This is a genomic window from Massilia aurea, from assembly GCF_014200505.1.
Lineage (GTDB): Bacteria > Pseudomonadota > Gammaproteobacteria > Burkholderiales > Burkholderiaceae_D > Telluria > Telluria aurea_B.
Genome location: NZ_JACHBX010000002.1, coordinates 358,491 through 383,890 on the forward strand (window position 1 = coordinate 358,491; position 25,400 = coordinate 383,890).

Consider the following 25,400-nt stretch of genomic DNA (forward strand, 5'->3'; position numbering starts at 1 on the left):
GGAGCAGAAATGTTCGGCTATTACCTGATGCTTGGCGTGCGCAGCCTGCGCCGCAATCCGTATCTCACCGTGCTGATGGTGCTGACACTGGCGATCGGCGTGGCGGCCAGCGTGAGCACGCTGACCATCCTGCACGTGATGTCGGGCGACCCGATTCCGGCCAAGAGCGAGCGCCTGTTCGTGCCGTTCATCGACAACGGCGCGCGCAACGGTTACGTCCCTGGATCGGAGCCGATCGATATGCAGTCAACGTACCAGGACGCGATGAATTTGCTGCGCATCGCGCCAGCCGAACGTGGTGTGGCCATGTTCGCCACTGGCATGCCGGTCGAGCCGCCACGCGCCGGCAGCGCGCCGTTCCAGGCGTATGGCCTGGCGCCGACGCGTGCATTCTTCGCGATGTTCGACGTGCCGTTCCGGTACGGCCAGCCGTGGAGTGAAGAAGACGAAGCGCGCGGCGCCAATGTGGTGATCCTGAACCGCACCGTGGCCGAAAAAATGTTCGGCGAAGCCAACCCAGTGGGCCAGCGCCTGCGCATGGGCGGCGAACCGTTCACCGTGGTGGGCGTACTGGGCGACTGGAACCCGATGCCGCGCTACTACAAGCTGATTGGAAGCGGTCCGGCCACCGGTGAAGAATTCATGATCCCGCTGGCCACTGCCGTGCGCAAGGAGCTGCAACCTTATGGCAGCGTCAATTGCAGCCAGGCCCGCGATCCGGGCTACGCCAGCCTGCTGGCCTCGGAGTGCACCTGGATCCAGCTCTGGTTCGAGACCCGCTCCGGCGCCGATCGCGCCGATCTTCAGAGCGCGCTCGAAAATTACGCCAGCGAGCAGCGCAAGCTGGGCCGCCTGCCGCGCCTGGCACCGGTCGAACTGTACGACGTCATGGCATGGATGGAAAAGCAGAAAGTGGTGGGCAACGACACCCGCTTGTCGGCCTGGCTCGCCTTTGGCTTTTTGGCCCTGTGCCTGGTCAACACGGTCGGCCTGCTGCTGGCAAAGTTCTCGGCACGCGCGGCCGAAGTGGGCGTGCGCCGCGCCCTGGGCGCGTCGAAGCGCGACATCTTTCGCCAGTTCCTGATCGAGACGGGCGTGGTGGGCCTGGCCGGCGGCGTGCTGGGACTGGGGCTGGCCGTCGGCGCGCTGGCCCTGATCGGCATGCAGAGTAAGGACATGGCGGCCGTGGCGCGCATGGACTGGCAAATGCTGGCCCTGACCTTCGTGCTGTCGATTGCCGCTGCACTGATTGCGGGCCTGCTGCCAACCTGGCGCGCGTGCCAGGTCACGCCTGCAATCCAGCTCAAATCGCAATGAACGCTCACTACACCATCACGGGAGACTGACCATGGAAATTCGCCCCATCCTGTCGGCGCTCATGCGCAACAAGACCGGCCCCATTCTGGTGGCCATGCAGATCGCCCTGAGCCTGGCCATCCTTGCCAACGCCCTGCACATCGTCAATGAGCGGCGCGCCGTGGCGGCGCGGCCATCCGGGCTGCAGGACGAAGCCGCGACCTTCTATTTTTCGCTGCGTCATCTGAACCAGGACACGCCGGAACAGATGCTCGCCTCGATCAAGCGCGAGCTCCAGGTGCTGCGCGCGGTGCCGGGCATGGCGGCGGTCGCGCAGGTGTCGCAGATGCCGATGTCGAACAGCGGCGGCACGTCCAGCATCGCGGCCGATCCGCGCCAGGCGCGCGAAAGCGCCTACGCATCGACCTATTTTACGGGCGATTCGCTGGTCAGGACGCTGGGCCTGCAACTGATCGAAGGGCGCGATTTTTCCAGCCAGGACATCCTGGATGTGAACGAAACGACCAACGCCGGGGAGCCAACGCAGATGATCGTGACGCGCGCCCTGGCCAGCAAGCTGTGGCCCGGCGCATCGGCGGTGGGCAAGTCCCTGTACTTCGGTACCGGCGACAGCACGCCAAGCGCCCGGGTGATCGGCGTGGTCGAGCGCCTGATAAGCGCCCACGCCGAAGTGGGCGAAAGCGGCGAATTTTCGATGATCATGCCCGCACGTCACTATGGCAGTGGGGGCGCGATGTATGCGATGCGCAGCGAACCGGGGCAGCGCGACCGCGTGATGCAGGAAGCCGAGCGGGCCTTGCGCGCATCGTCGGCCACGCCGATGATCATGCGCATCAAGACGACCCAGGAAGACCGCAAGAACCGCTACCGCGCCGACCTTGCACTGTCGTGGATGCTGGTGACGGTCAGCGTGCTGCTGCTCCTGGTGACCTGCAGCGGCATCGTCGGCATGGCCAGCCTGTGGGTAACCCAGCGCCGCAAGCAGATCGGTGTGCGCCGTGCCCTTGGTGCGCGCAAGATCGACATCCTGCGCTACTTCATCGTCGAGAACGTGATGATCACGAGCGTCGGCGTGATCGGCGGCGTGCTGCTGGGCGTTGGTCTGAACCAGCTCCTGGTGACGAAGCTGGAGATGGCGCGCCTGCCGGTGGCGTACCTGATCGGCGGCGCCCTGATGTTCTGGGTGATCGGCATCCTGGCGGCGTATGGCCCGGCCTGGCGTGCGGCGCGCACGTCGCCGGCGCTGGCCACCCGCAGCTTGTGAGGGCGCGCGCGGGTGCTATGCTGGCGGCCATGCCCACCGTTCTTATCATTGACGACAACGCCGCCGTCGCCATGGCGCTCGACGTGCTGTTTTCGCTGCACGACATCGCCACACTGCGCGCGCTCTCGCCCGCGGAAGGCCTGGATTTGCTGGCGCGCGAACCGATCGACCTGATCATCCAGGACATGAACTTCACGGCCGACACCACGTCGGGCGAAGAAGGCGTGACGCTGTTTCGCGCGATCCGCGCACGCCATCCCGACCTGCCGGTGATCCTGCTCACTGCGTGGACGCACCTGGACGCGGCGGTCGACCTGGTCAAGGCCGGCGCCGCCGACTACCTGCCCAAGCCGTGGAACGACGAGCGCCTGCTGGCCAGCGTGTCCAACCTGATCGAACTGGGGCAAGCCAACCGCGCGCTGGGCAGCCGTCTGCAGCACGAACGCAAGGCGCGGCTGGCGCTCGAGCAGAACTTCGACCTGCGCGGCCTGGTCTGGCAAGACCCGGCCACCGAACGCGTGCTGCACCTGGCCTGCCAGGTCGCGCGCGCCGACGTGCCGGTGCTGATTACCGGCCCGAACGGCGCCGGCAAGGAGCGCATCGCCGACATCATCAAGGCCAATTCGCAGGTGGCCGACGGTCCGTTCGTGGTGCTCAATTGCGGCGCCCTGCCGTCAGAGCTGATCGAGGCCGAGTTGTTCGGCGCCGACGCCGGCGCCTACACGGGCGCGTCGAAAGCGCGCGAAGGCAAGTTCGAGGCGGCCGATGGCGGCACGCTGTTCCTCGACGAAATCGGCAACCTGCCGCTGGCCGGCCAGATGAAACTGCTGCGGGTGCTGGAAACGGGCCGCTTCGAGCGCCTGGGTTCGAACCGCGAGCGCCAGGTGCGCGTGCGCGTGATCAGCGCCACCAATGCCGACCTGGGCGCGATGATCCGCGCCGGCACCTTTCGCGAAGACCTGTTCTACCGCCTCAACGTGATCGAGCTGCGCCTGCCGCCGCTGGGCGCGCGCCCCGGCGACATCCTGCCGCTGGCGCGTTCGTTCCTGGCCGCCGGCAAGGCGCTGCACCCGGCCAGCGAAGCGGCACTGATGGCCTACCCGTGGCCCGGCAACGTGCGTGAGCTGAAAAACGTCATGGCGCGCGCCAGCCTGCTGTCCCATGGCGATACCGTCATGGTGGCCGACCTGGGGCTGCCAACGACGAGCATACCGGCGGCGGCGACAAACCAGGAGCCGGAGCCCGACCGCGCTGCGCTCGTGGCGGCCCTGGCGCGTGCGGGCGGCGTGGTGGCGCAGGCGGCGGCCGATCTTGGCCTGTCGCGCCAGGCGCTGTACCGCCGCATGGAGCGGCTGGACATCGCGCGGCCATGACGGGCAGCGCGCACCAGCCCAGGTTTTCCCTGGTCACACGGCTGTCGGCGCTGGTGGGCACCCTGCTCGCGCTGGCCGTCATCGCTGCGCTGCTGCTGGATCACCTGCTGCCCGCCCGGCCGCTGCTGGTGCTGACCATCTGCCTGCTTGGGCTGGTGCCACTGGCCGTCATCACGCTGCGCGCGCAGCTGCACCCGGTGCTGTCGCTGTTCCGGGCACTCGAGGGCACCGTCGACAGCTACCGTGACGGCGACTTTTCGTGCAGCCTGCACTGGCCGCACAACGATGAACTCCGTGACCTGATCGCCGCCCACAACAATCTCGGCAACGTGCTGCGCGAGCAGCGCCTGGGCCTGGTCCAGCGCGAACTGCTGCTCGACTCGATGGTACAGAACACACCCGTGGCGATGCTGCTGGTGGCCGATTCGACGACGCCCGGCGGCGCCATCGTGTTCGCCAACATCGCCGCGCGCCAGTTGCTGGCGCAGGGGCGCAAGCTCGAAGGCCACAGCCTGCAGGCGGTGCTCGATGACGCTTCGGCGGCCCTGCGCGACGCGCTGGCGCGCGGCGGCGACGGCCTGTTTACCGCTGGCGAAGGCGAGGCCGAAGAGGTCTATCACCTGGCGCGCAGCACCTTCACACTCAATGGCCGGCGCCACGAGCTACTGCTGCTGCGCCACCTGACGGTCGAACTGCGCCGCCAGGAAGTCCAGACCTGGAAAAAAGTCATCCGCGTGATCAGCCACGAATTGAACAACTCACTGGCGCCACTGGCCTCGCTCGCGCACTCCGGCGCCGAGCTGGTACGGCGCGGCCAGCTCGAACGCCTGCCGCAGATCCTGGAAACGATCGGCGAACGCACGCGTCACCTGGAGAGCTTCATCTCGGGCTACGCACGCTTTGCCAAGCTGCCCACGCCCCGCCTGGAAGCCTGCAGCTGGCCAGCCGTGGTCACGCGCCTGGCGGGTCAGGTGTCCTTTACCATCGCGGGCGAGCTGCCACCGGATGCAGCCTGGATCGATGCCGCGCAGCTCGAGCAGGCGCTGCTCAATCTGTTGAAGAACGCGCACGAGTCGGGTTCCCGGCCTGACGATGTGCAGTTGCAGATACGGCGCGTACAGGACCAGGTGCGCATCGACGTGATGGACCGCGGCAGCGGCATGAGCGACGCGGTGCTGACCCACGCGCTGGTGCCGTTCTATTCGACCAAGCGCGCCGGCACCGGCCTTGGCCTTGCGCTCGCGCGCGAGATCGCCGAGGCGCACGGCGGGCGCATCCTGCTGGCCAATCGCGACGGTGGTGGCCTGGCCGTGACGCTGTTCCTGCCGGCGCTGCCGGTGACCTGAGAGCCTGCAGTAGCGGCTCTGGTAACATCGGCTTTGCCCTCCACCACTTCGTGCCATGTCCGCCAAGTCACCCACCGTCATCGATCCGCGCTTCGCCCAGCCCGGCCATCCTCCCGCCACCATCGACGAATTCGAGGGCGTGCGCTTTTTGCACCTTGGCACCTCGTGGGTGCAGGGCGCGATGCGGCTGGCCAAGCCGGACACGATCGAGCTCGAATACGTGCAGATGATGATGATGTGGACACTGTTCCAGAGCGCGCCGCGCCACGTCGTGCAGCTTGGCCTGGGCAGCGCCGCGCTGACCAAGTTCACGTATGCCCGCTTTCCCGATGCGCGCGTGACGGCCGTTGAACTGAACCCCAACGTGATCGCGATCTGCCGCGCCCTGTTCGGCCTGCCGGAAAACGATGCGCGCCTTGACGTGCGCGAGCAGGACGCGATGGACTTCGTGCTCGATCCGGCCAACCACGGCAAGGCCGACGTGCTGCAGGTGGACTTGTACGACCAGGACGCGCGCGGCCCGGTGCTCGATTCGGAAGCGTTCTACCAGGGCTGCCTGGATTGCCTGGCGCCGGGCGGCGTCATGACCGCCAATGTGTTCGGCGACTTCAGCAACTACGACAAGAATTTCCTGAACATGGAGCAGGTGTTCGACGCCGTCGTGTGGCTACCGGAGGTGCACGATGCCAATGTGGTGGTGGTGGCGTTCAGGGACGCGCCGCAGCTGGACTTTTCAGTGCTCTACGAGCGCGCCGGCGAGATCAAGCGGCGCCTGAACCTGCCGGCCAAGAACTGGGTGAACGGTCTCAAGGAATGGATGCGCGACCATCAAGGCTGACATGGCGCGCCGTGCCCGTCCGATGCCCTGGCTCGGGCGACGCCACGCCCAGTTCGGACGCCGGCACCGGTGCGCCCAGCACCGCGAACACGGTGCCGCATGACTCGCGCTCGAGCGCCAGCACGGGGAACACGCGTTCCAGATTGGCGTACTTGGCCCAGGCGCCCGCACCGCGCGACTGCGTCGGCGGAATCGACATCGCGGCATAGCCGCGCGCGCCGCCCTCCACTGCTTCGATGCTGCGCCCGCGCGCTGCCCGCGCGTCGTCCAGCGGCACCGGAATATCCGACGCGTCAAGGCAGCGCACGCGCAACTGCGCGCCCGGCAGGGGGTGGTCGTTGATCTTCTGATTGGGCGCGTGCCACAGCTGCATCAGGACGATGCCGGTTGCGCTGTGGGCGTCCCAGGCGCTTTCGAGACTGCCGTAATGCTCGAGGCCATAGCGTTTGCAAAGCTGGGTGATATTCATGCTAATCGTTCCGTTGCCGTTGGCGCCGTTCCCGGACACGCCGGGCGGCGGGATCCTGCATGGCGCGCAGCAGGATCGCTCGTGAGACGTTGCAGCTTTCGAGGTACACCAGCCCTGCGTTGACGCCGCGCGTCTCGGCCAGGAATAACGCATATTCGGTGGCAAGCGCGGTTCGCTCGTCGGTTCGTCGCTGGATCATGGTGTGCTGCCTGAGGTGGTCGGCGGATTTCGCTCGCGCGGCGCGCGGGCATGGTGAAATCCAGTCGGCGGAATGAACCGCCTGCCGCCGTGCCTGTTTGGCATGGTTAATGGCTATCGTAGCTTGTCGCGAGCCGCGCACATTTGAAAAACTTGTTAAATAACGTAACAATAAAACAATACTTTTCAAACATTATTTCTTATAGAAAAGTGCTTAATACTCAAAGCATTATTCGCTGCTCATGAAAGTATTGTTTAACGAGCAAACCTGTCTCATTTGTACGACGTATTTGCTCCGGAGACACGTTCGTACTTACTTATTTCACATGCTCAGTCGTCGGCACCCCAACCCCGTTGCTAAGATTAAATAATGCTCTGATAACAGGGCGACATAAAAATCGATGAAAAGGGGACAGAGGATGACGAAACAAACACTGCCACGACGCGCCCTGCTGGCGTCGGCCTTGTTGGCGGCGCTCGCACCAGCCACTGCACAGGAAGCCGACAGCAATATGTCGCAAGTCGTGGTGCTCGGCTCACGCACCCAGGCCAAGACGGCGCTGGACACCGCCGTGCCCGTGGGCCTGATCAGCACCAAAGACATCCAGTCGGCCGGTACGCTCGAACTGGGCAAGGTGCTGCAAGACCTCGACCCGTCGTTCAACTTCACGTCGACCTTCGTCAGCGACGGCACCGACATCATCCGCCCCGCCACGCTGCGCGGCCTCGGCCCCGACCAGCTGCTCGTGCTGATCAACGGCAAGCGCCGCCACCAGCAGGCGCTGGTCAATGTGCAGCAAACGATCGGCCGCGGCTCGGCCGGCACCGACATCAACGCGATCCCGCTGTCAGCGATCCAGTCGATCGAAGTGCTGCGTGACGGCGCCGCCGCCCAGTACGGGTCGGACGCGATCGCGGGCGTCATCAACATCATCCTCAAGAAGGGTGTCGGCAACGGCATCGTCAGCGCCAGCGCCGGCACGACCGACGAAGGCGATGGCGACACCTACTCGGCCAGCGCCAGCCGCGGCTTCGCGCTGGGCAGCGACGGCGGCTACCTGAACCTGTCGGTCGAAGCGCGCAAGCGCGACGAAACCAACCGCGCCGGCCTGGACACGGCGCGCGTGAATCCGCCACGCGTCACGCAGCGCCTGGGCGACAGCAACGCCAAGGATTACTACCTGTGGATGAATTCGGCCCTGCCGATGGGCGGTGGCGAGCTGTATGCGTTCGGCGGCGCCTCGAAACGCAAGGGCGATTCGGGCGGCTTCTTCCGCCCGAAGGAAGATGGGCGCAACGTCCCGGCGGTGTACCCGGAAGGCTTCCTGCCGAACATCGTCACCACCGTGCAGGATGCGTCGCTCGCCGTCGGCTACCGCCATGACCTGAGCCGCGACTGGTCAGTGGACGCGAGCGTGAACCACGGCCGCAGCCAGCTCCAGTTCCACGAACGGAACTCGATCAACGTCAGCTACTGGTACGAAAACGGCGAATCGCCGCGCGAAGCCGACACGGGCACGCTCAAGTTCGAGCAGACCACGTTCAACCTCGACTTCAAGGGTCCGGTGAACCTGATGGGCGGCGAGCTGTTCGTCGCCGCCGGCGTCGAGTGGCGCCGCGACAATTACGAGATCGAGGCGGGCGACCCGGTCTCGTACCAGTACGGCCGCACCAACAACCCCGCCATCATCATCCGCGACCAGACCGGCGGCATCGCTGCATCGGGCATCCAGGGCTTCCCGGGTTACACGCCATCGACGGCGGTCGACCAGGGCCGCCACAACACGTCCTTCTACGTCGACCTGGAGCGCAAGTTCGGCCCGGATGTCTCGGTCGGCGCGGCAGTGCGGCACGAGCGCTATTCGGACTTCGGCAATACGACGATCGGCAAGCTCAATGCGCGCTGGGACCCGAGCCGCTCGTTGGGCGTGCGCGGCAGCGTATCGACGGGCTTCCGGGCGCCGGGCGTTCAGCAAAAGTTCTACAGCTCGGTCTCGACCAACCTGAATTCGGCCGGCGTGCTGACCGAAACGCTGACGGCGCGCGAAGACAGCGCCGTCACGCGCGCCTTCGGCATCGCGCCGCTGAAAGAAGAAACGTCGAAGAGCGCCAGCATCGGCGTGATCCTGCGGCCGACCACCACGTTCTCGCTGACCGCCGACGTGTACCGCACGAAGATCGACGACCGCATCGTGTTCTCGAGCACGATCTCGCCGGAGTCGGGCGCCTGCGCGACGCCTGCCGCGTGCCCGATCCGCGCGATCCTCGACCCGCTGCGCGTGGGCCAGGCACAGTTCTTCACCAATGCGATCGACACGTCGACCACGGGTCTGGACCTGGTGGCGCAGCAAACCATCCGCGGCCAAGGCTCGACCCTGGTGCTGTCCGGTCAGCTGGGCTTCAACAAGACCGAGGTCAAGGCGCGCAATTCGCAATCGCCCGTGCTGACCGGCGCGCAGCTGTTCGACGATGCACAGGTGACGCTGATCGAGCGCGGCCAGCCACGCAAGCACCACGTCGTGTCAGCCGATTACACGGCCGGCGCCTGGAACGTGACGGGCCGCGCGAACTACTTCGGCGAAGTGCAGGGCCAGGGCTTCACGGCGCCGTTCGTGCAGACGTGGGAAGCCAAATGGATCGTCGACCTGACGGGCCGCTACACGTTCAACAAGAGCCTGAGCCTGTCGGCGGGGATCAACAACCTGTTCGACACGTATCCAACCAAATGGGACCCGGTCCGCGCAGCCCCCTTCCCGCAGCTGGGCTTCACGTATTGCTGGGAGACCTGCCCGTTCGGGATGAATGGCCGCACGGCGTATGTGAAGGCGGACTACACGTTCTGATGGGTTGATGGATCAGAACAGTGCGTGCACGTCAGGACGCGTGCTGCACAATGCAACACTGTGGCATAGCAGCACTGCCAGCACCGATTTGAACGCGGTGCTGGCAATCACCTCCTGAGCCTCGTTACCAGCGGCGCGTCCAGAGCTTCTTTTAGCATGCAAGGAAGTACTGCTCGCGTATGACCGGGACCAATCCAGCGCGAAGGGGCATGCCGCCGTCTTCACGCCGAAGCTGACATCAATTATTCCGCTTGTCAGTCGTTGATGGACTCCGAATGCGTCTTGTGCGGCACCTGCGTTGAAGCCTGCCCGACCGCGACGCTGACGATGAACACCATCCTCTGGCTCTGCTAGGCAGAGCACAGCATCACGACGACATGCGCGCATTGCGGTGTCGCTCGTTCGCTCAAGGCCGAGATGAACGGTAACCAGATCTTGCGCAGAGTGCCAGCCCGGAATGGCAAGGCCAGCCAAGGCCATACCCTGCGCTAAGGACCGCTTCGCGTAGGGCTACACGCATTTATGTTCCGAATATTGATAGTGAATAATCTGAAGCCGAACAATCAATGTTCAGTATCTCGACGCCATCTTTTGACGACTTTTTCAAACGAGGCGTCTTTCCAATCTGATTGCCACTCTGTGAAAGCTTTCACACTTGCAGACTTCGGCTCGGGATTTGGCTTTGGCAATCGAACCAGACTTGGCATTAACACCGCGTCTCCAACTACAAATGCTTCACCTTGTCTTAAAGTAGGCAGCATTTCAACAAGTTGATGTGAACTATCCGGCAAAAGTGCCCTGATATAGTTTTGATCATTTCTATTGGTTAAACGTAGTGCGACGAAGTTATTGCATTGTGAAAATATTGTATCCGAAACTTCTGAAGGCCGTTGGCTCACTACCATCAAACTCAAACCATACTTTCGACCTTCCTTGGCAATCCGCTCAATTGATTTTTTCGCAGCGCGATAGTCTACACCACCATTTTGCGGAATATAGTTATGAGCCTCCTCGCAAACTATCATGAATGGTATGTCGTTTGTCTCATCTTCAGCATGTTTGATTTTCGAGTAATGAAAAGCAAAGTCAAAAATTAGTCGAGAAACTAAACTAACGGTTATACTAAGCACTTCGAACGGGATCCCGCTTAAATCGACAATGGTGATATTAGATTTATTTAAGTAGCCTAAAAATTGCTTTAAGACCTTATCAAAATCTTTTGTTCCATATTCTTTGCCATTCTCATCTTTTGGCTCAAGAAGGAAACTTAACCGCTTATCTTGAAGACGTGTATCAAGTCGAGATACGAATCTATCAAATTCGCCATTGAACCCACCTTCTTTCGAAACTTTAGCATCAAGTTTCTTGTGAGTGGAATTACCAGTCGACGCTTCAAAATCAATTTCCCCCCAAAGGCTATCGTCTGAATAGGGAATATCCTTCTTAGCTAAACAAGCAAGATAAATCTTAGAATCCTTCTCATAAACCGTTAAATTATTTTTGTTATTTATATAATTAAAAACTTCTCTAATAGAAAAATATACCGGAGTATCATAAGTAATATTTTTTAAATCGACATTATGCTTTATTTTATTTAAGATTACGGCTTTTTTGAATTGCGATATTTGATTGTGAGAATTTTGCTCACCACTCTCAATAAAAAGTGACTCCAATTCTTCTGCATTCATAAGCCAATACGGAATTTTTATTCCATCGACGTCAAGAAGGTTTAGAGTAAAGTTTTGATCGTCGTGTATTTTAAATGCACTTGAATATTCTGAATGCAAGTCGAAAATCAAAATGTGAGAATTTTTTTGCATCGTGCAATTAATATTTTTGGCATTTTTAATTCCTACTACACTTTGCAACAACCCTGCAACTGTGCATGACTTCCCAGAGCCTGTAGACCCTACCACCCCAATATGTTTTCCAAAAAACTTATCTCCATCAACAAAAAATGGTACTTTTTCGTTATTCGAAATTGTCCCAAGAAGAAAATTAAAGTCGTTTGTTTGCGAAAAAATTAACTTCAGATCCGACTCATTAAATATGAATACTTCCTCGGTCGGAACTGGCAGAACTTGAATTCCCCTGACAAAAATTGCTTTTCCACAGTCAACGACTAGGGCACCAATCGGAGTTATTTCCAAGACGAAGCGCCATTGCACGTCACCCTCTGATGTCAACAAATGCGTCCCGGAAACGTTATTAATTGACCCAACGGCAAAGTTATGATTTCCATCTGCTACCTTAAGAAATTGACCAACCTGAAGAGATTTTTTATACCTTTCCAGTACATGTAGCCCATCTATTTCAATGGAAATCTTATCTGGAGCACTGGATGTGACTCGGCCAATTTTACTCATAACTTCCTCTTAATTGAAGAACAAACTCAAGTTCATTGAAGCTTTTAACTCCAAGGTGTACAACATTCCAATCTGTAACATCGATTTCCGATGGGACCACATCGCATATACAAAACAGATCGCTCGACTTTTTTTGATTTATGTATTTCATATCCGGTCGCGACGAAAACATGCACAAATCGAACTCTTTCTTAACTAATCCTCCGGAAATTCCTGATCTCATTGGAGCGCGAAATAGTTCAGACTCTATTACTTCATTTCCAATAAATCCTGTATTGGCCTTAATTCCTTTTCGATATAGCCTTAGATGGAGCTCATGTATTTCGTCTTGGTCACAATTTACTGCGATCGTGGGAATGGTAGTATGGGCAGTCTTATATGAATACTTCTTTATATAATTATCTATAAAAATTATTATTTCATCGGAAAAACCATTGATCGAGTCCGGTAAAAAGTAAAATGACCGTTTTCGGTTATTTTGAGAGAGCCCATCTGCAAGCTGCTTTCGAATCGATAATAGTATTTCCTTTTTTTTCTTAGATGCTAAAACCCATTTAGAAACTCCGGTTGTGTTTATACTCAACAATAATTGCTGAAAACTTGCTCTTTTTATTTTTCTTTGACTTTCATCTCGCAGACTAGATAATTTTGCAATATGATTAATTGCGTTTGGATACAATATACAGTCAACGTCAGAATCGGCAATATCCAAAGATACCAGTGCAAGTTTGGCTTTTTTCTCTAGATCATCAATAGATGGCCCAAATTCCAGCTCTAGATTGCTAAGAAAATTAGTTTTATTTAATGGATTTACTATTCTCGCGGATATTTTTGAAAGTTTTTGATCTTTGGTTGCTATAGCGGCATCGAGAGTAGCCATAGAAATCGCGACCACACGATCCTTCTCACTAGGAACATGAATATATATTTTGTATTTAATATTCTTTGCCGGAGATTTCGAATACGCCTCAGCCATTTGAAGAATCGGCTTGTAAATCAAACTATCTGTGAAAGTATCGACAGATTCATGGTACTTACACTGTACCGCAAGCAAGTCTCCATTAATAAATTCAATATCAATATCTTCAACTAACCCTTCAACTGTCACCTCTTCACCCACAACAGCCTCGGCTATTGATATTATTGTTTTGTTAAACTGGTAAAGAAAGCCTTTTATTGTGCTGTCAGCTGTACGACTCATAATTCACGATATATATAATGTCAAGGTTATTAAGACAATTTGGGTTAGCTAGACACTTAAGTCTTGGCAATTTATTTTTGCATAAAGAATTGATCGAAATCTATCGAATTGTAACTAAGGCGAGGAATTTGTAAGAGCAGATAGTGCAAAGCTGGAATGCTAGAACACCAGCAGAGACTTTCACGTAATATTATTGGTTAAAAAATGAATTTATTCTTTAACAATATTATCATTGTAGCGCTTGAATTTTACGACTGTCTTCGAAACGGGTGACTGACGTTCAATTTCGGTCTTGAGTACTGCACTTGGCTTAGATTTTTCGTGGAAAGAATCCTATGGATTGGCACAAAAACAGTAGATGCTAATATGAAGCTGAATCGGACGATGTATCCATTGTTGCCGTGAAAACAGCGGGGGTCAGGTCTAACATTCGGACACGACCTCTTCACTAGTTGCTCAATTGAGTAAGGCGAAGGCGCGCCTTTGCGATCGATTTCGCACGGTTGTTGCATAGCCGTTCTGAAAACGCATCGCTACGGCTGGGGCCGTGTCCGAATGTCAGACCTGACCCCGGCTTTTTTCAGCGTCGCTCGCGCCACCACAGCAGCAGCATGGCCGCTGCAAACACGAGGGCGAATGGCCAGGATGGTGCGGGGCGTGTTGGTCCGTTCACCGGCTGGATCTGCGAACGGGCGGCGTAGCGCGCTGTTGCGTCGCGCCGTTCGGCTGCCTGCCATCCGGGCCAGTCGTTCGTGGCGTACACGTAGATTGCATGCGGGCCGGCGTTCTGGTCCTGTAACTGCAACCAACCTGCTTTTTGCGGCCACAGCGCTGCGCACGATGCATCGGCGCGATCTGCGCGACGCTGCCAGCCAAGGGACTGCTTCAGATCGGGGAGTGTCAGCTGGCCACTGACGCCGCGCGCGCAGAGTTCCAGGCGCTGGCCTGCCAGTGGCATGTCGCCTGGTGCCAGCCATTCGGTCTTGTGCCGCTCTTCGACACCCACGCGATCCAGCACGCCCTGCCACCACAATGCCAGCGCGCGCGGCTCGGCGATCGCGTGGCGGTGCCATTCGGTGACGCCCAGCCAGGCGATGCGGCCCTGTTGCCAGTCGCGGGTCCAGACCATATTGTCAGTGCCGCGCCATGGACCGGCGTCACGCGATGCGGGCAGCAGCGAGGCCACTGGCATTTCTAGCGGCGTGTCGATCTTCGCGCCCAGCGGCTGCGCACGCAGGGGCAATTGCAGCGTGCGTGACCAGACGCCCGGATCGTTCGCGTTTCCGCCCAGGACCAGCAGCGGCATGCCCTTGGCCACGCGGTCCAGCAGCGCGGAGCGTTCGCCCGCCGCCATCCGCTCGAAGCGCGCGGCGTCGATCACTATCAGGTTGGGCGAGGCCATCTCGGTGCGTGGCGCTTCGGTGCGCGTGATTGCGCGGCCCAGCGTGACTTGCCAGTCGAGCAGCGCGCCACTGCTGGTCAGCAGGTCGTTCAGCACGCGCAGGTCGAACGATGGCGCGCCGAAGCGGCCGACGACCTGCAGCGGCGCAGGTTCGTGCACGATGAACGGGACCGGTCCCTCGGCAATGACCTTGTCCTTGGCGTCGAGCAGCCGCGCCTTGAGCACGACGCGCTCGGCCACCGGTGGCATCCAGTCGACGCGCAGGTCGCCGGTGCCGCGCGCCTCTGCAAGCGGTTGGCCATTCTCGGCCAGCAGTTGCAGCCGCGCGTCGGTCTTGTCTTCGCGCGTGATCGTTAGCGTGAACTGGCGGCCCAGTGCTACCTGGCTTGGAAACGCGAGCCGCAGCGCACCGCCGCGTGGCGCTTCCCAGGCCAGCGGTCGCGCCGGCAAATCGTTCCACTCGGCGGCGCGCAGGCCATCGCCCTTCAGCGTCAGGCTGGTCACACCTTCCAGTGATGACGGTGGCGCGGCAGGATCGATGGCCAGCGTGCGGCCGCCCTCGCCCGGCATGCGCAAGTCCAGCGCGAACAGGCCCAGGCTCGCGGCGGCGACGATGACCAGCAACGCATCGAGCCATTGGCGGCGGCGCAGATACAGCCCGGCGCTGACGATGCCTGCCACGAGGATGGCGGCGATGAGCCACTGCTGGTTCATGGCTTGGTCGCTCCATCAGCCGACTCGCGCCAGCGGCGCGTGAACGCCGTATCGACGCTGGTCTTCGCCTGCAACAGCACCTGTCCCTGCCCTGCGCCGGAACGCAACCAGGCGCGCAGCACCGGGCGGCACGCGATGCAGCCGTCGGCCACGTCCTGGATCGCGCGCTGCGCTGCCAGACGCTGCTCGTCCTCGACCAGGCGCGTGCGCACCCAGTCGCTCGCGGTACGCATCCACAGCGCCGGCAGCGCGGCCTCACCCGATAAGGCCTGCACCAGCGTGCGCAGCTCTTCCGGCAGCGCCGCCGCCTGCTCCGCCTGCGTGCGACGGTAGCTTGCGGCGCCGTCCATCTCGCCGGTCATGCGTTTTTCTTCCTTGATCGGTGGCGGCGTAAAGGCGGTCTTGTGCAGGTAAATGCGCTCGGCCTGCTGCAGCTCCTTGATCGCTTCCAGGGCCTTGTGTTCGGGTGCCAGCGCGCTTTTCGGCGTGACCGCGCGCAGCGATTTTTCGGCGTCCCACATCGCGACCAGTGCGCGCCGCAGCACCTTCTTGGTGCCTTCGTCGTACATCGTCGCGTTCTCGGCTTCGTCGTGCGCGTGGCCGTAGGTTGCCAGGATCTGCTGCGTCTCGTTGACGATGCCGCCCTTGCGCTGATTTGGCTCGTCGTGATCGTGGTCATGGCCACCGGGTGCATGGTCATGGCCCTCGTGGCCTTCTTCTTCGGCAGGCTTCTCGGCGGCGCGTGGCGCCTTGGCCGCTTCCTCGCCGAACAGCGTCGACTCTTCGCCCAGGAACTGGCCATAGCGGCGGCGCAGCTGCGCCTGGTCGTCGCCGATCCGCTCGCTGCGGTCACGCACGTCGGCCGCTGCGAGCTTCGTGCTGCGCATGTCGGCGATCAGCTGTTCGGTGTCGATGATGATCTGGCGCTGGCTGCGCAGCGACGCCGGCTTCACCAGCGACGGCATCGCCGCACTCTCTTCTTCGGCTTCCTGTTCCGGCGCCGGACGCCGCACGGTATATGTCGGCGATTGCACGGTCTGCGCGCGGCCCGCGTTGTCGGTCGCGCGGACGAAAAAATACAGCTCGTCGCCCGGTTCCATCGCCAGTTCGCTCAGGGCCCATGTCTTGGACCAGTTGCGCAGCCTGGGATTGTTTGACGCCGGCAGCGGCATCTCGCGGTCCGTAAAACGCACGTTCTCGCCGCTGCCCTGCGCCAGCGTCATGTGCAGCGTCGCGCGGGTGATGCGGTAGTCGTCCTTGACCTGGACCGTCATCGTGGTGCCGGTCGCGTTATCGCGCAGGTCCTGGATCATCTGCGCCGGCGCGCTGATCGTGATCTCGGGCGGCGCGTCGGGAATCACGCGCAGCGTGTGGCGCGCGCCACGCCAGCGCCAGACGACCGATTCGGTGGCCGTCCAGCGCGCGCACTGTTCACCGGGTTCCAGTGTTTCACCGTTACCCAGCTCGATTTTATTGTTACCGCCCGTGCCACCGGTCAGGCACCAGGTCACCACCGTCTGCTCCGGCACCTGCAGATCGCGCGGTGCCGAGGTGGATGCCGCCACGCCCGTGTAGGCAGGCGGCGCGAGCTTGAGCGTCAGGCCGGCCAGCGTGGCGGCGGTCGCACTGCTGACGGGGCTGGGCGGCGTGACCGCACCTTCTTGCGCCGGCCGCGTGGTCGCGTACCACACCATCCCCGCGAGCACCGCGCTGACCAGCAGGATCGGCAGACCGCTCGATACATGCCGGCGCGCGATCTGGCGCAGCTGCTGGCGCGAGACGGCCGCATCCAGCCGCGCGAACAGGCGCTGCTGCTGCAGGCGCGCGATCGGCGTGTCGGCCGCGTCGAGCAGGGCCGCGCTGTCTTCCATCTCGGGCACGGCGCCATCGAGCCACGCCGGCCATTCATACGCCACGCGCCGGCGCAGCTTGACCCAGTCCAGCGCGCACCAGCCGGCCCAGGCCAGCAAACCGGGGCCCGACGGAATGACCAGCCAGGGCAAGGCCCCGCCGATCCAGAGCGGCATGCGGCGCAGCCGGGCTGCGCGCCATACGCGTTTGGTGATCTCAACGCCTCCGTGCATGCGCGAGACTCCTTTCAAGGACGAACAGGCCGACCAGGATGGCCAGCAGGATATCGCGCAATGCGCCACTCGGCGCCGGTGCGTTGGCGCCTTTCGAGGCGGCGAACGTTTGCGACGGCAAGGTATAGGGACGCGGCCCGATGTGCAGCTGCTGCCAGGTGTCGAGCAGCGCACGCGCAGCGTCGACATCCTGCGGCGGCCATGCGGGGTGATGCCACAGGTGGCCGCGCGCGCTGTCGGCGTACTGCAAACCGTTCAGCGTACGCGCCTTGGCCAGCTCGGGGAACGCCGCCGGGTTGGTCACCCACCACAGCGCCGCGCGCAGCGTGGCAGGCGGCGCCCCGGCGCGGTCCCAGATGATCAGGTCCGTCCTGGCGCCCGGCGCCTCATCCACGACGATCTTCTCGACACCATCCTGCGCCGCGAACAGCCGGCGCCAGGCTTGCGGGCGCGCGCTGGCAATCACCACGTGACGCTCGACGTTGGCCAGCACGGTCGGCTGCGTGCGCACGGTCACCGCGCGGCCAAACACCGGCTTCGTGGCCGGCATCGGCACGTCGCCCAGCACCAGCAGGCGTGCGTCGCCCGTCCACTCGCGTTCGTGCGTGTGCAGCCAGCTCAATGCCTGCGCCGCTGGCAGCGTCACGCGCTCGGCCCCAGCCAGGCCGGCTTGCCCCACTTCGCGCTCGACCCAGACCTTATCAGCGCCCGCGGTCACGACCACCGTGTCGCCGCGCCACGGGTAGACCGGGTCAGCCAGCCAAGCGATGAGCACCGCAAGTAACAAGCAGCGCACCAACAGCAGCAGCGGATCGCTCCAGCGCCACACGCGCGTCTGTTTCGGCTCGGTGCGCGGCAGGAAACGCGCAGTGGCCATGAGCGCGGCCTGGCTCTGCACGCGCTTGCGCCGGTGCCACCAGACCGGCAACAGCAATACGGGAAGCGCAAACCACCAGAGTGCATTCATGGGCGATTACCTCGATGGCCGGCGCAGCCAGCGCCGCAGTACGTCGCCCGGCGCCTGCTCGATGGCGGCCAGCGTCAACGGGATGTCATTCGTGCGGCACTGGGCCGTCACCCGATCGAAGTGTTCCATGCGGTTGCGGCGGTAGCCTTCCTTCAGGTCGGCGCCGAAGCGGAACACCCCTTCTTCATGCTCGGGATCGCGGTACGCCTGCGTGTCCGGGAAGCTGGCGTCGATCTCGGCCTGCGTCTGCAGGCACAGCACGCGCACGTCGTGGCGCATCTGACGCAGCCGGGTCAATGCCAGCGACAGCGGGGACGGCCAGTCGAGCAAGTCGCTCGCCGCATAGATGGCACTGGGCGAGAGGGCGAAGTGCAGGCTGGCCTTGAGCGTGGCGGCGTCCGGCAACTGGCCGGCAGGCGTGGCGCGCTGCAGCTGCGCCAGCACACGCTGCAGATGGCGTGGACCGCGATTGGCAGGCGTGAACGTCACCTTGCCATCGCTCAGGATCACCAGGCCGAACGCATCGCCCTGGCGCTGCGCGATGGCGGCCACGCAGGCCAGCAGCGTGCGCGCACAGGTCAGTTTGTCGATGCCCTCAATGCTGCGGCTCGGTTCTGCCATCGACGCACTGGCGTCGAGGATGAGCCAGACGGCCACGTGGCTGTCGCGCTCCGCCTCGCGCACAAAATATCGGTCGGCACGCGCGGCCAGCTTCCAGTCAACGCGGCGCCACTCGTCACCCGGCACGTACGAGCGGTACTCGGAAAACTCGACGCCGGCCCCGCGCTCGCGGCCCGCGTGGATGCCGTGCCCGAGCCCGGCCAGCACGTGACGGATCACAAGATCGAGCCGGGTCGTGTGCGCGATCAGCGCCGGGTTCACGGACGACATTTTGCGATCGCCAATTACGCTACCTTGATCTCGCGCTGCAGCGCCTGCAACACATCCGCAATGGCGATACCGTCGGCTTCGGCCTCGAAGTTGCGCAGCACGCGGTGCGCCAGCACCGGCAGCAGCATCGCGCCGATGTCGTCGCGGGTCACGGCCAGCCGGCCCTGCATCAGCGCGCGCGCTTTCGACGCCAGCACCAGCGCCTGGCCGGCGCGCGGCCCGGCGCCCCAGCCGATGTGCTTTTTGACGGCATCGACCGTCGTCTCGCTCGGGCGCGTGGCGCGTACCAGGCGAGTGGCATACCGCACCAGATGGTCACCAATCTCGATGTCGCGCACCAGCTGCTGCAGACGCAGCAGCGTGGCAACATCCATCACCGGCTCGGCATCCTGCAAGCCGGCGTGCGTCGTGCGCGAGACCATCAGCACTTCTTCGTCTTCGGTCGGGTACACGACATCGATGCGCAGCAGGAAGCGATCCAGCTGCGCTTCCGGCAGCGGATACGTACCGGCCTGCTCGATCGGGTTCTGCGTGGCCAGAACAAAGAAGGGCCGTGGCAGCATGTGCGTCTGGCCGGCGAAGGTGACCGACCGTTCCTGCATCGCCTCGAGCAGCGCCGACTGCGTTTTTGGGGGCGCGCGGTTGATCTCGTCGGCCAGCAGCACTTGCGTGAACACCGGGCCAGGCTGGAAGCGGAATGCGCGCTGGCGCGTGGCCTGGTCTTCCTCGAGGATCTCGGTGCCGACGATATCCGACGGCATCAGGTCGGGCGTGAACTGCACGCGCCTGAACTGCATGTCGGTCGCCTGCGCCAGCGATTTCACGAGCAGCGTCTTGCCCAGCCCCGGCACGCCCTCGACCAGCGCGTGGCCGCCGGCCAGCAGGCACGTGACGAGCAGGTTGACGACGTCTTCCTGGCCGATGATCACGCGCGCCATGCTGGCTTTCAGCTCGCCCACTTTCGCCGTCAGTGCAGCGATTTCCTGTTCGTCCCACGCTATCGAATTACTGTCAGCCACTGGTCATGCTCCCAACGCATATTGAATGATGTTCACTGCAAAGCGGGTGTTGTCGACCGCCAGAAAACGCTTGTTGCGAAAGTCGTAGTCCCATTCGCAGCCATAGTCCTTGTTCGAGTACAGCACGCGCACGCGCCCGCCGATCTCGATCGCCTTCAGGTACTCGTGCACCAGGTCGTCGCCCCAGCCATTGAGCTCCATGCCGGTCGTGGGCGGGCCGTCCTCGAACTTGAAGAAGCACGAGTACAACGGGTGCTTGTTCGGGATTTTCTTCAGCGCGTTCAGGCCGAAGATCTTGGCCATCTCGGCCTCGAACGACTTGGCAAACAAGCCGTCGATGTCGTGGTTGCAGTCGTCCACAAAGACAAACCCGCCGCCACGCACGTACTGTTCGAAGTTGCGCCGCTCCGCCGGGGTGAACTGCACCAGCTTGTGGCCGGCCAGGTAGCAGAACGGCGCCTGCAGCATCTTCGGGTCGGACAAGGCCACCATGCGTTCGGTCGTATCGACCCGCAACGTGGTGTACTCCACGAGGGAGTTCAGCACGTTGCTCGGCATGCGGACATCCACGTCCCAGTTGCCCGATTCGTACATCAGGCGTGTGAAGTAGAAGTCAAAACTGGCCATGTCGATGCCCGACCGTCAGACCGCGTCCGACAGCGACGTGAAGTTGAAGTCGCGCACCTTCATCGGCGGCAGCACCATCTGGAACGGCACCTCGTCGCCACCGATGATCTGCGGCTTGCCCAGTTCATCGATGTTATTCAGGATCGTGACCGGGCTCTCGTTGAAGCGGAAGTTCTTGAGCGGGTACTTGATCTTGCCGTTTTCGACGTAGAACGTGCCGTCGCGGGTCAGGCCCGTGAGCAGCAGCGACTGCGGATCGACCATGCGGATATACCAGGTGCGCGTGACGACGATGCCCTTCTTGGTGCCTTCGATCAGCTCTTCCAGCGACTTGGTGCCGCCCGCCATGATCATGTTGCCGTGTTCCGCGGTGGCGCGCTTGCCCGTCTTTTGCGCCCAGTAGCGCGAGTAGTCCAGCGAGGCGATGCGGCCATCCTTGATCAACTGGGTGCGCTCGCGCGGCAGCAGCGATTCGTTGTCCCATGGCGCAACCGGTACGTCCTTGTCCCACGGGTCGGCCCAGACATTGACCTGGCTGTCGAACAGCTTGTCGCCCAGGCGGTTGCCCCCGCCCTTCTTGGCCAGGAAGCTGCGGCCTTCGTCGGCCGAACGGGCCGAGAACGCGCTGAACATATTGCCAAGGATTTCCGACGTTGCCGCCGGCTCCAGGATCACCGTGTAGCGGCCTGGCTCGAGGGCGCGGGCATCGACCGAACGCAGTGCCTTTTCGATGGCGATCTCGGATGCTTCACGCGCATCGAAGCGCGCCGCATCGACGGCGGCGCGGGTGACCCAGCCCGAACCGCGGCCGTCTTCCGTGCGCGCGGTAAGGCTGAACGACAGATCGGTGAAGTCCTGGTGGCCGAACACGCCGTTCGAGTTGGCGATCGTCGAAAAGCGCGTGCTGTCGGTGAAGAAGCCCGCCGTGACGAGTTTCTTGGCACGCGCCATCTCGATGCTGGTGGCCGCGACCGACGCCCGGAAATCCGGGTCGATCGCTGCGGTGGCCGGCACGAAGGTGCTGGTGGCGCGGTAGGCCTGCTTGGAGATCGCCGGCATGAACTCCGGGTTTTCCGGCGACAGGCGCGCCAGCTCTTCGGCGCGGCGTACGGCTTTTTCCAGCGACTTGTCGTCGAATTCGTTGACGATCGCGGTGCCACTGCGTTTGCCGAAGGCCACGCGCACGACGAGCTGCATGTCTTCGGTCAGGCCGGCGGTCGAGACGCTGTTGCGCGCAAAGCGCACATTGCCCACACGGCTGCCTTCGATCGACACGGTGCATTCGTCGGCTTTCGACATGGCGAGCACGCGGTCGGTGATGCGTTTTGCTTGGTCCTGATTGAGCGCTTTCATCTTGGTTTCCTCAGCCGATCTTGCGTGCGGTGTTGATGACATTGATGCCGTTGAAGCGCGTGGTGCTCGACCCGTGCGACACGGCGCTCACCTGGCTTGGCTGGCCCTTGCCATCGAAGAAGGACCCGCCCATGCGCCAATCGCGCTCGTCGCAGATCGCGGTACAGGCATTCCAGAATTCCTGGGTGTTTGCCTGGTAGGCCACGTCTTCCAGCGGGTTCGTGATCTTGCCGTTCTTGATTTCGTAGTACAGCGTGCCGCCGAACTGGAAGTTGTAGCGCTGCTGGTCGATCGAGTACGAGCCGCGGCCCAGGATGTAGATGCCCTTCTTGACGTCGGCCACCATCTCATCCGGGGTGAGCCGGCTTTTGCCCGGCTCGAGCGACACGTTCGGCATGCGCTGGAATTGCACCGTGCTCCAGCTGTCGGCGTACGAGCAGCCGTGCGATTCCTTCTCGCCGATGATGTGGGCCTGGTCGCGCGTAGCCTGGTAATTCACCAGGACGCCGTTGCGGATGATGTCCCACTTCTTGGCCGCGACGCCCTCGTCGTCAAAGCCGATCAGACCGAGCGAGCCTGGCGTGGTGCGGTCCGCCACAAAATTGACGCGCTCTGCACCGTACTTGAATTTTTTGGTTTCCCACTTGTCCAGGCCCGCGAAGCTGGTGCCCGCGTAGTTGGCTTCGTAACCGAGCACGCGGTCCAGTTCCGTCGGGTGGCCGACGTTTTCGTGGATCGTCAGGAACAGGTGTTCAGGGCTGAGCACCAGATCATACTTGCCCGGTTCGACCGACTTGGCCGACAGCTTTTCGCGTGCCTGCTTGCCGGCCATGCGGGCGTCTTCGATGATGTCGTACGCATTCTTGTACAGGCTCGTGACGCCGCCGGCGGCGCGCACCTTGTTCTCGGCGCGCGCGTCGAAGTATTCATAGCCCATCGACGCCGGGGCGCCCAGGCCGCCGCGCGAGCGGAACTTGCCGCTCTTCTTGTCGACGGCAGTGGCATTGATCGGCGCCCACAGACGGTGGATGTCCTGGTCGATGTACGAGCCGTCGGTCGACGCAAAATACTTTTGCTGGTTGATCTGGAAGAGCGACGCGGTCATGAAGTTCGCGCCCGCATCCAGACCCGCCTTGTTGGCGGCGATCAGCATGTCGGCCTTTTCCTTGACCGGAATCGTGCGCCAGTCCTTCTTGAGCGGCGTGGCCCATGCCACTTCACCCACGCCCTTGACGGGCGCCAGGCGCACCGGCTCGGTCTGCAGTTTGGCGTTGGCCTTGGCAATCGCCACGGCCTGGCGCGCGGCGCCGGCCACACCGTCGGTCGTCATGTCGTTGGTCGAGGCGAAGCCGTAGGCGCCGCCGGCAATCACGCGCACACCGACGCCGCTCGATTCGGTGTTGTTGATGCTCTCGACGTTCAGGTCACGCGTGATGACGAACTGGTTCAGGTAGCGCCCGATGCGCACGTCGCAGTACGATGCGCCCGCTTGCGTCGCGGCGTTCATCGCGGTGTCGGCCAGGGCTTTCTTGGCGCTTGCCGCCATCGGATTGAGCAGGTCTTCGGCCGCGATCGCGTTGCCAAAGACCGGAATGAACAGCGCGCCAGCGGTGCCGGCGCCGATATGCAGGAATTGTCGACGTTCCATGAGTTATCCGTTTACGTTTGCGCTCGCGTGAGCGCCTGCACGTCGTTCCCGCGGAGGCGGGGACCCAAGCTTGCATGCGTCATTGCGGCTCATGAGAACTTGGGTTCCCGCCTGCGCGGGAACGACGGCCTGGAGGTACTTACACTGCGTCCGACAGCGACGTGAAGTTGAAGTCGCGGATCTTCATCGACGGGATCAGCATCGAGTAGCGTGCTTCATCGGCGCCGATGACCACCGGCTTGCCGATTTCCTCGATATTGTTCAGCATCGACACCGGGCTTTCGTTGAAACGGAAGTTCTTGATCGGGTGCTTGATCTTGCCGTTTTCGACGTAGAACGTACCATCGCGCGTCAGGCCCGTGAGCAGCACCGATTGCGGATCGACCATACGGATATACCAGGTGCGCGTGACCAGCACGCCCTTCTTGGTATTGGCGATCAGCTCCTCGGTGGTCTTGTTGGTGCCGGCCATGATGATGTTGCCGGCCGCGCCCACTGCGCGCTGGTTCTTTTGCTGCGCCCAGAAGCGCGAGTAGTCCAGTGCATTGATCTTGCCGTCCTTGACCAGCTCCACGCGCTCGCGCGGCAGCATGTTGTCGTCCCATGGCAGCACCGCGACATCCTTGTCCCACGGGTCGGACCAGATATTGACCTGCTGGTCGAACAGCTTGTCGCCCAGGCGGTTCTTGCCGCCGGCTTTCGACAGGAAGCTGCGGCCCTCGTCGGCGCGGCGCGCATCGAAGCCGTTCAGCATGAAGCTGAGCAGGTCGGACGTGGCGGCCGGTTCCATGATGACCGTGTAGCGGCCCGGTTCCAGCGCCTTGGCGTCGACCGAGCGCAGCGCTTTCTCGATCGCGATTTCGGCCGCTTCGCGCGGATCGAATTTGGCGACGTCGCGCGCCGAGCGCTTGACCCAGCCCGAACCGCGGCCGTCTTCGGTGCGCACAGTCAGCGTGAAGTCCAGCGACGTTGCCACCTGGTGGCCAAACAGCCCATTCGAGTTGGCGATGGTTTCAAAGCTGGTGCGGTCGGTGAAGAAGCCGGCCGACACCAGGCCGCGCTTGCGGCAGCCTTCGATCGCATAGGCCGCAGCCTGCGCGCGGTATTCCGGATCGATGTCGGCGGTCTTCTGCACGAACGTGTCCGATGGCTTGTAGGCGGTCTTTGCGATGGCCGGGATGAATTCCGGGTTGTCCGGCGCCAGGCGCGCCAGGTCCTCGGCGCGGCGCACCGCGCGCTCGATCGACTTGTCGTCGAATTCGTTGATCGTCGCGGTGCCCTGCTTTTTACCGAAGGCCACCTGCACCTGGATGCGGGCGTCGTCGGCCAGGCCGGCGGTCGAGACGGCATTGCGCGCAAAGCGGATATTGCCGATGCGGTTGCCCTCGATGTTGACGATGCATTCATCGGCTTTGCTCAGCGAGAGCACGCGGTCGGTGATGCGTTTGGTTTGTTCCTGGGTCAAGATACTCATATGCGC

At 61.8% G+C, this 25,400-nt stretch carries 20 protein-coding genes; 7 read left to right on the forward strand and 13 right to left on the reverse strand.

All coding sequences use genetic code 11. From position 1 onward, the window contains the following. The first annotated feature begins 9 nt into the window (after positions 1-9). The 5 genes from HD842_RS11010 to HD842_RS11030 are packed head-to-tail and all read left to right on the forward strand — an operon-like array spanning position 10 to position 6,138. The gene (locus HD842_RS11010; RefSeq protein ID WP_183554335.1) at positions 10-1,317 is read left to right on the forward strand and encodes an ABC transporter permease; all 1,308 of its coding nucleotides are present in this window, start codon (positions 10-12) and stop codon (positions 1,315-1,317) included. A gap of 31 nt (positions 1,318-1,348) precedes the next feature. Then, positions 1,349-2,581, forward strand: coding sequence for an ABC transporter permease (locus HD842_RS11015; protein WP_183554337.1), 1,233 nt, complete (start codon positions 1,349-1,351; stop codon positions 2,579-2,581). A 29-nt stretch (positions 2,582-2,610) separates the two neighbouring features. Further along, on the forward strand, positions 2,611-3,954 hold the full coding sequence (locus HD842_RS11020; protein WP_183554339.1) for a sigma-54-dependent transcriptional regulator: 1,344 nt from the start codon (positions 2,611-2,613) through the stop codon (positions 3,952-3,954). Then, positions 3,951-5,300 carry a sensor histidine kinase gene (locus HD842_RS11025; protein WP_183554341.1) on the forward strand — a complete coding sequence of 450 codons (1,350 nt, stop codon included), beginning with the start codon at positions 3,951-3,953 and terminating at the stop codon, positions 5,298-5,300. The genes HD842_RS11020 and HD842_RS11025 overlap by 4 nt, the downstream gene beginning before the upstream one ends. A gap of 55 nt (positions 5,301-5,355) precedes the next feature. Then, the gene (locus HD842_RS11030; protein WP_183554344.1) at positions 5,356-6,138 is read left to right on the forward strand and encodes a spermidine synthase; all 783 of its coding nucleotides are present in this window, start codon (positions 5,356-5,358) and stop codon (positions 6,136-6,138) included. Here HD842_RS11030 and HD842_RS11035 read toward each other — a convergent pair. Together HD842_RS11035 and HD842_RS11040 are read right to left on the reverse strand one after the other, a co-directional pair. Continuing rightward, positions 6,107-6,607, reverse strand: coding sequence for a hypothetical protein (locus HD842_RS11035; protein WP_229424718.1), 501 nt, complete (start codon positions 6,605-6,607; stop codon positions 6,107-6,109). The two genes, HD842_RS11030 and HD842_RS11035, sit on opposite strands and share 32 nt — an antisense overlap. Position 6,608: 1 nt before the next feature. Further along, a complete protein-coding gene (locus HD842_RS11040) occupies positions 6,609-6,995 on the reverse strand; it encodes a hypothetical protein (protein ID WP_183554346.1) in 387 nt (128 codons plus the stop codon). A 229-nt stretch (positions 6,996-7,224) separates the two neighbouring features. Between HD842_RS11040 and HD842_RS11045 the strand changes: the two genes are divergently transcribed. Together HD842_RS11045 and HD842_RS24535 are read left to right on the forward strand one after the other, a co-directional pair. Continuing rightward, positions 7,225-9,648 (forward strand): TonB-dependent receptor plug domain-containing protein, encoded by a 2,424-nt coding sequence (locus tag HD842_RS11045; RefSeq protein ID WP_183554348.1) that lies wholly within the window; start codon positions 7,225-7,227, stop codon positions 9,646-9,648. Between the two features lie 264 nt (positions 9,649-9,912). Then, entirely contained in the window at positions 9,913-10,002 is a 90-nt protein-coding gene (locus HD842_RS24535; protein WP_441899318.1) for a 4Fe-4S binding protein, read from the forward strand. Between the two features lie 209 nt (positions 10,003-10,211). Here the strand turns inward: HD842_RS24535 and HD842_RS11055 are convergent, their stop codons facing one another. The 11 genes from HD842_RS11055 to HD842_RS11105 form a co-directional block, all read right to left on the reverse strand. After that, a complete protein-coding gene (locus tag HD842_RS11055; RefSeq protein WP_183554350.1) occupies positions 10,212-12,014 on the reverse strand; it encodes an ATP-binding protein in 1,803 nt (600 codons plus the stop codon). Beyond that, positions 12,007-13,215: a hypothetical protein gene (locus HD842_RS11060; protein ID WP_183554352.1), complete on the reverse strand. Its 1,209-nt coding sequence runs from the start codon at positions 13,213-13,215 to the stop codon at positions 12,007-12,009. The genes HD842_RS11055 and HD842_RS11060 overlap by 8 nt, the downstream gene beginning before the upstream one ends. 580 nt (positions 13,216-13,795) lie before the next feature. Beyond that, on the reverse strand, positions 13,796-15,331 hold the full coding sequence (locus HD842_RS11065; RefSeq protein WP_183554353.1) for a hypothetical protein: 1,536 nt from the start codon (positions 15,329-15,331) through the stop codon (positions 13,796-13,798). Then, complete coding sequence (locus HD842_RS11070) at positions 15,328-17,415, reverse strand: hypothetical protein (protein ID WP_183554355.1); 2,088 nt, start codon at positions 17,413-17,415, stop codon at positions 15,328-15,330. The genes HD842_RS11065 and HD842_RS11070 overlap by 4 nt, the downstream gene beginning before the upstream one ends. Beyond that, a complete protein-coding gene (locus HD842_RS11075) occupies positions 17,399-18,382 on the reverse strand; it encodes a BatA domain-containing protein (protein ID WP_183554357.1) in 984 nt (327 codons plus the stop codon). Before HD842_RS11075 ends, HD842_RS11070 begins: the two co-directional genes overlap by 17 nt. Before the next feature lie 6 nt (positions 18,383-18,388). Then, complete coding sequence (locus tag HD842_RS11080) at positions 18,389-19,273, reverse strand: DUF58 domain-containing protein (protein ID WP_183554359.1); 885 nt, start codon at positions 19,271-19,273, stop codon at positions 18,389-18,391. A gap of 14 nt (positions 19,274-19,287) precedes the next feature. Further along, a complete protein-coding gene (locus HD842_RS11085) occupies positions 19,288-20,292 on the reverse strand; it encodes an AAA family ATPase (protein ID WP_183554360.1) in 1,005 nt (334 codons plus the stop codon). 3 nt (positions 20,293-20,295) lie between these two features. Continuing rightward, positions 20,296-20,919: a DUF4159 domain-containing protein gene (locus tag HD842_RS11090; RefSeq protein WP_183554362.1), complete on the reverse strand. Its 624-nt coding sequence runs from the start codon at positions 20,917-20,919 to the stop codon at positions 20,296-20,298. A gap of 15 nt (positions 20,920-20,934) precedes the next feature. Continuing rightward, positions 20,935-22,272 carry a TldD/PmbA family protein gene (locus tag HD842_RS11095; protein ID WP_183554364.1) on the reverse strand — a complete coding sequence of 446 codons (1,338 nt, stop codon included), beginning with the start codon at positions 22,270-22,272 and terminating at the stop codon, positions 20,935-20,937. A 10-nt stretch (positions 22,273-22,282) separates the two neighbouring features. Continuing rightward, the gene (locus tag HD842_RS11100; protein WP_183554366.1) at positions 22,283-23,920 is read right to left on the reverse strand and encodes a TldD/PmbA family protein; all 1,638 of its coding nucleotides are present in this window, start codon (positions 23,918-23,920) and stop codon (positions 22,283-22,285) included. 139 nt (positions 23,921-24,059) lie between these two features. After that, complete coding sequence (locus tag HD842_RS11105) at positions 24,060-25,394, reverse strand: TldD/PmbA family protein (protein WP_183554368.1); 1,335 nt, start codon at positions 25,392-25,394, stop codon at positions 24,060-24,062. Positions 25,395-25,400: the final 6 nt, after the last annotated feature.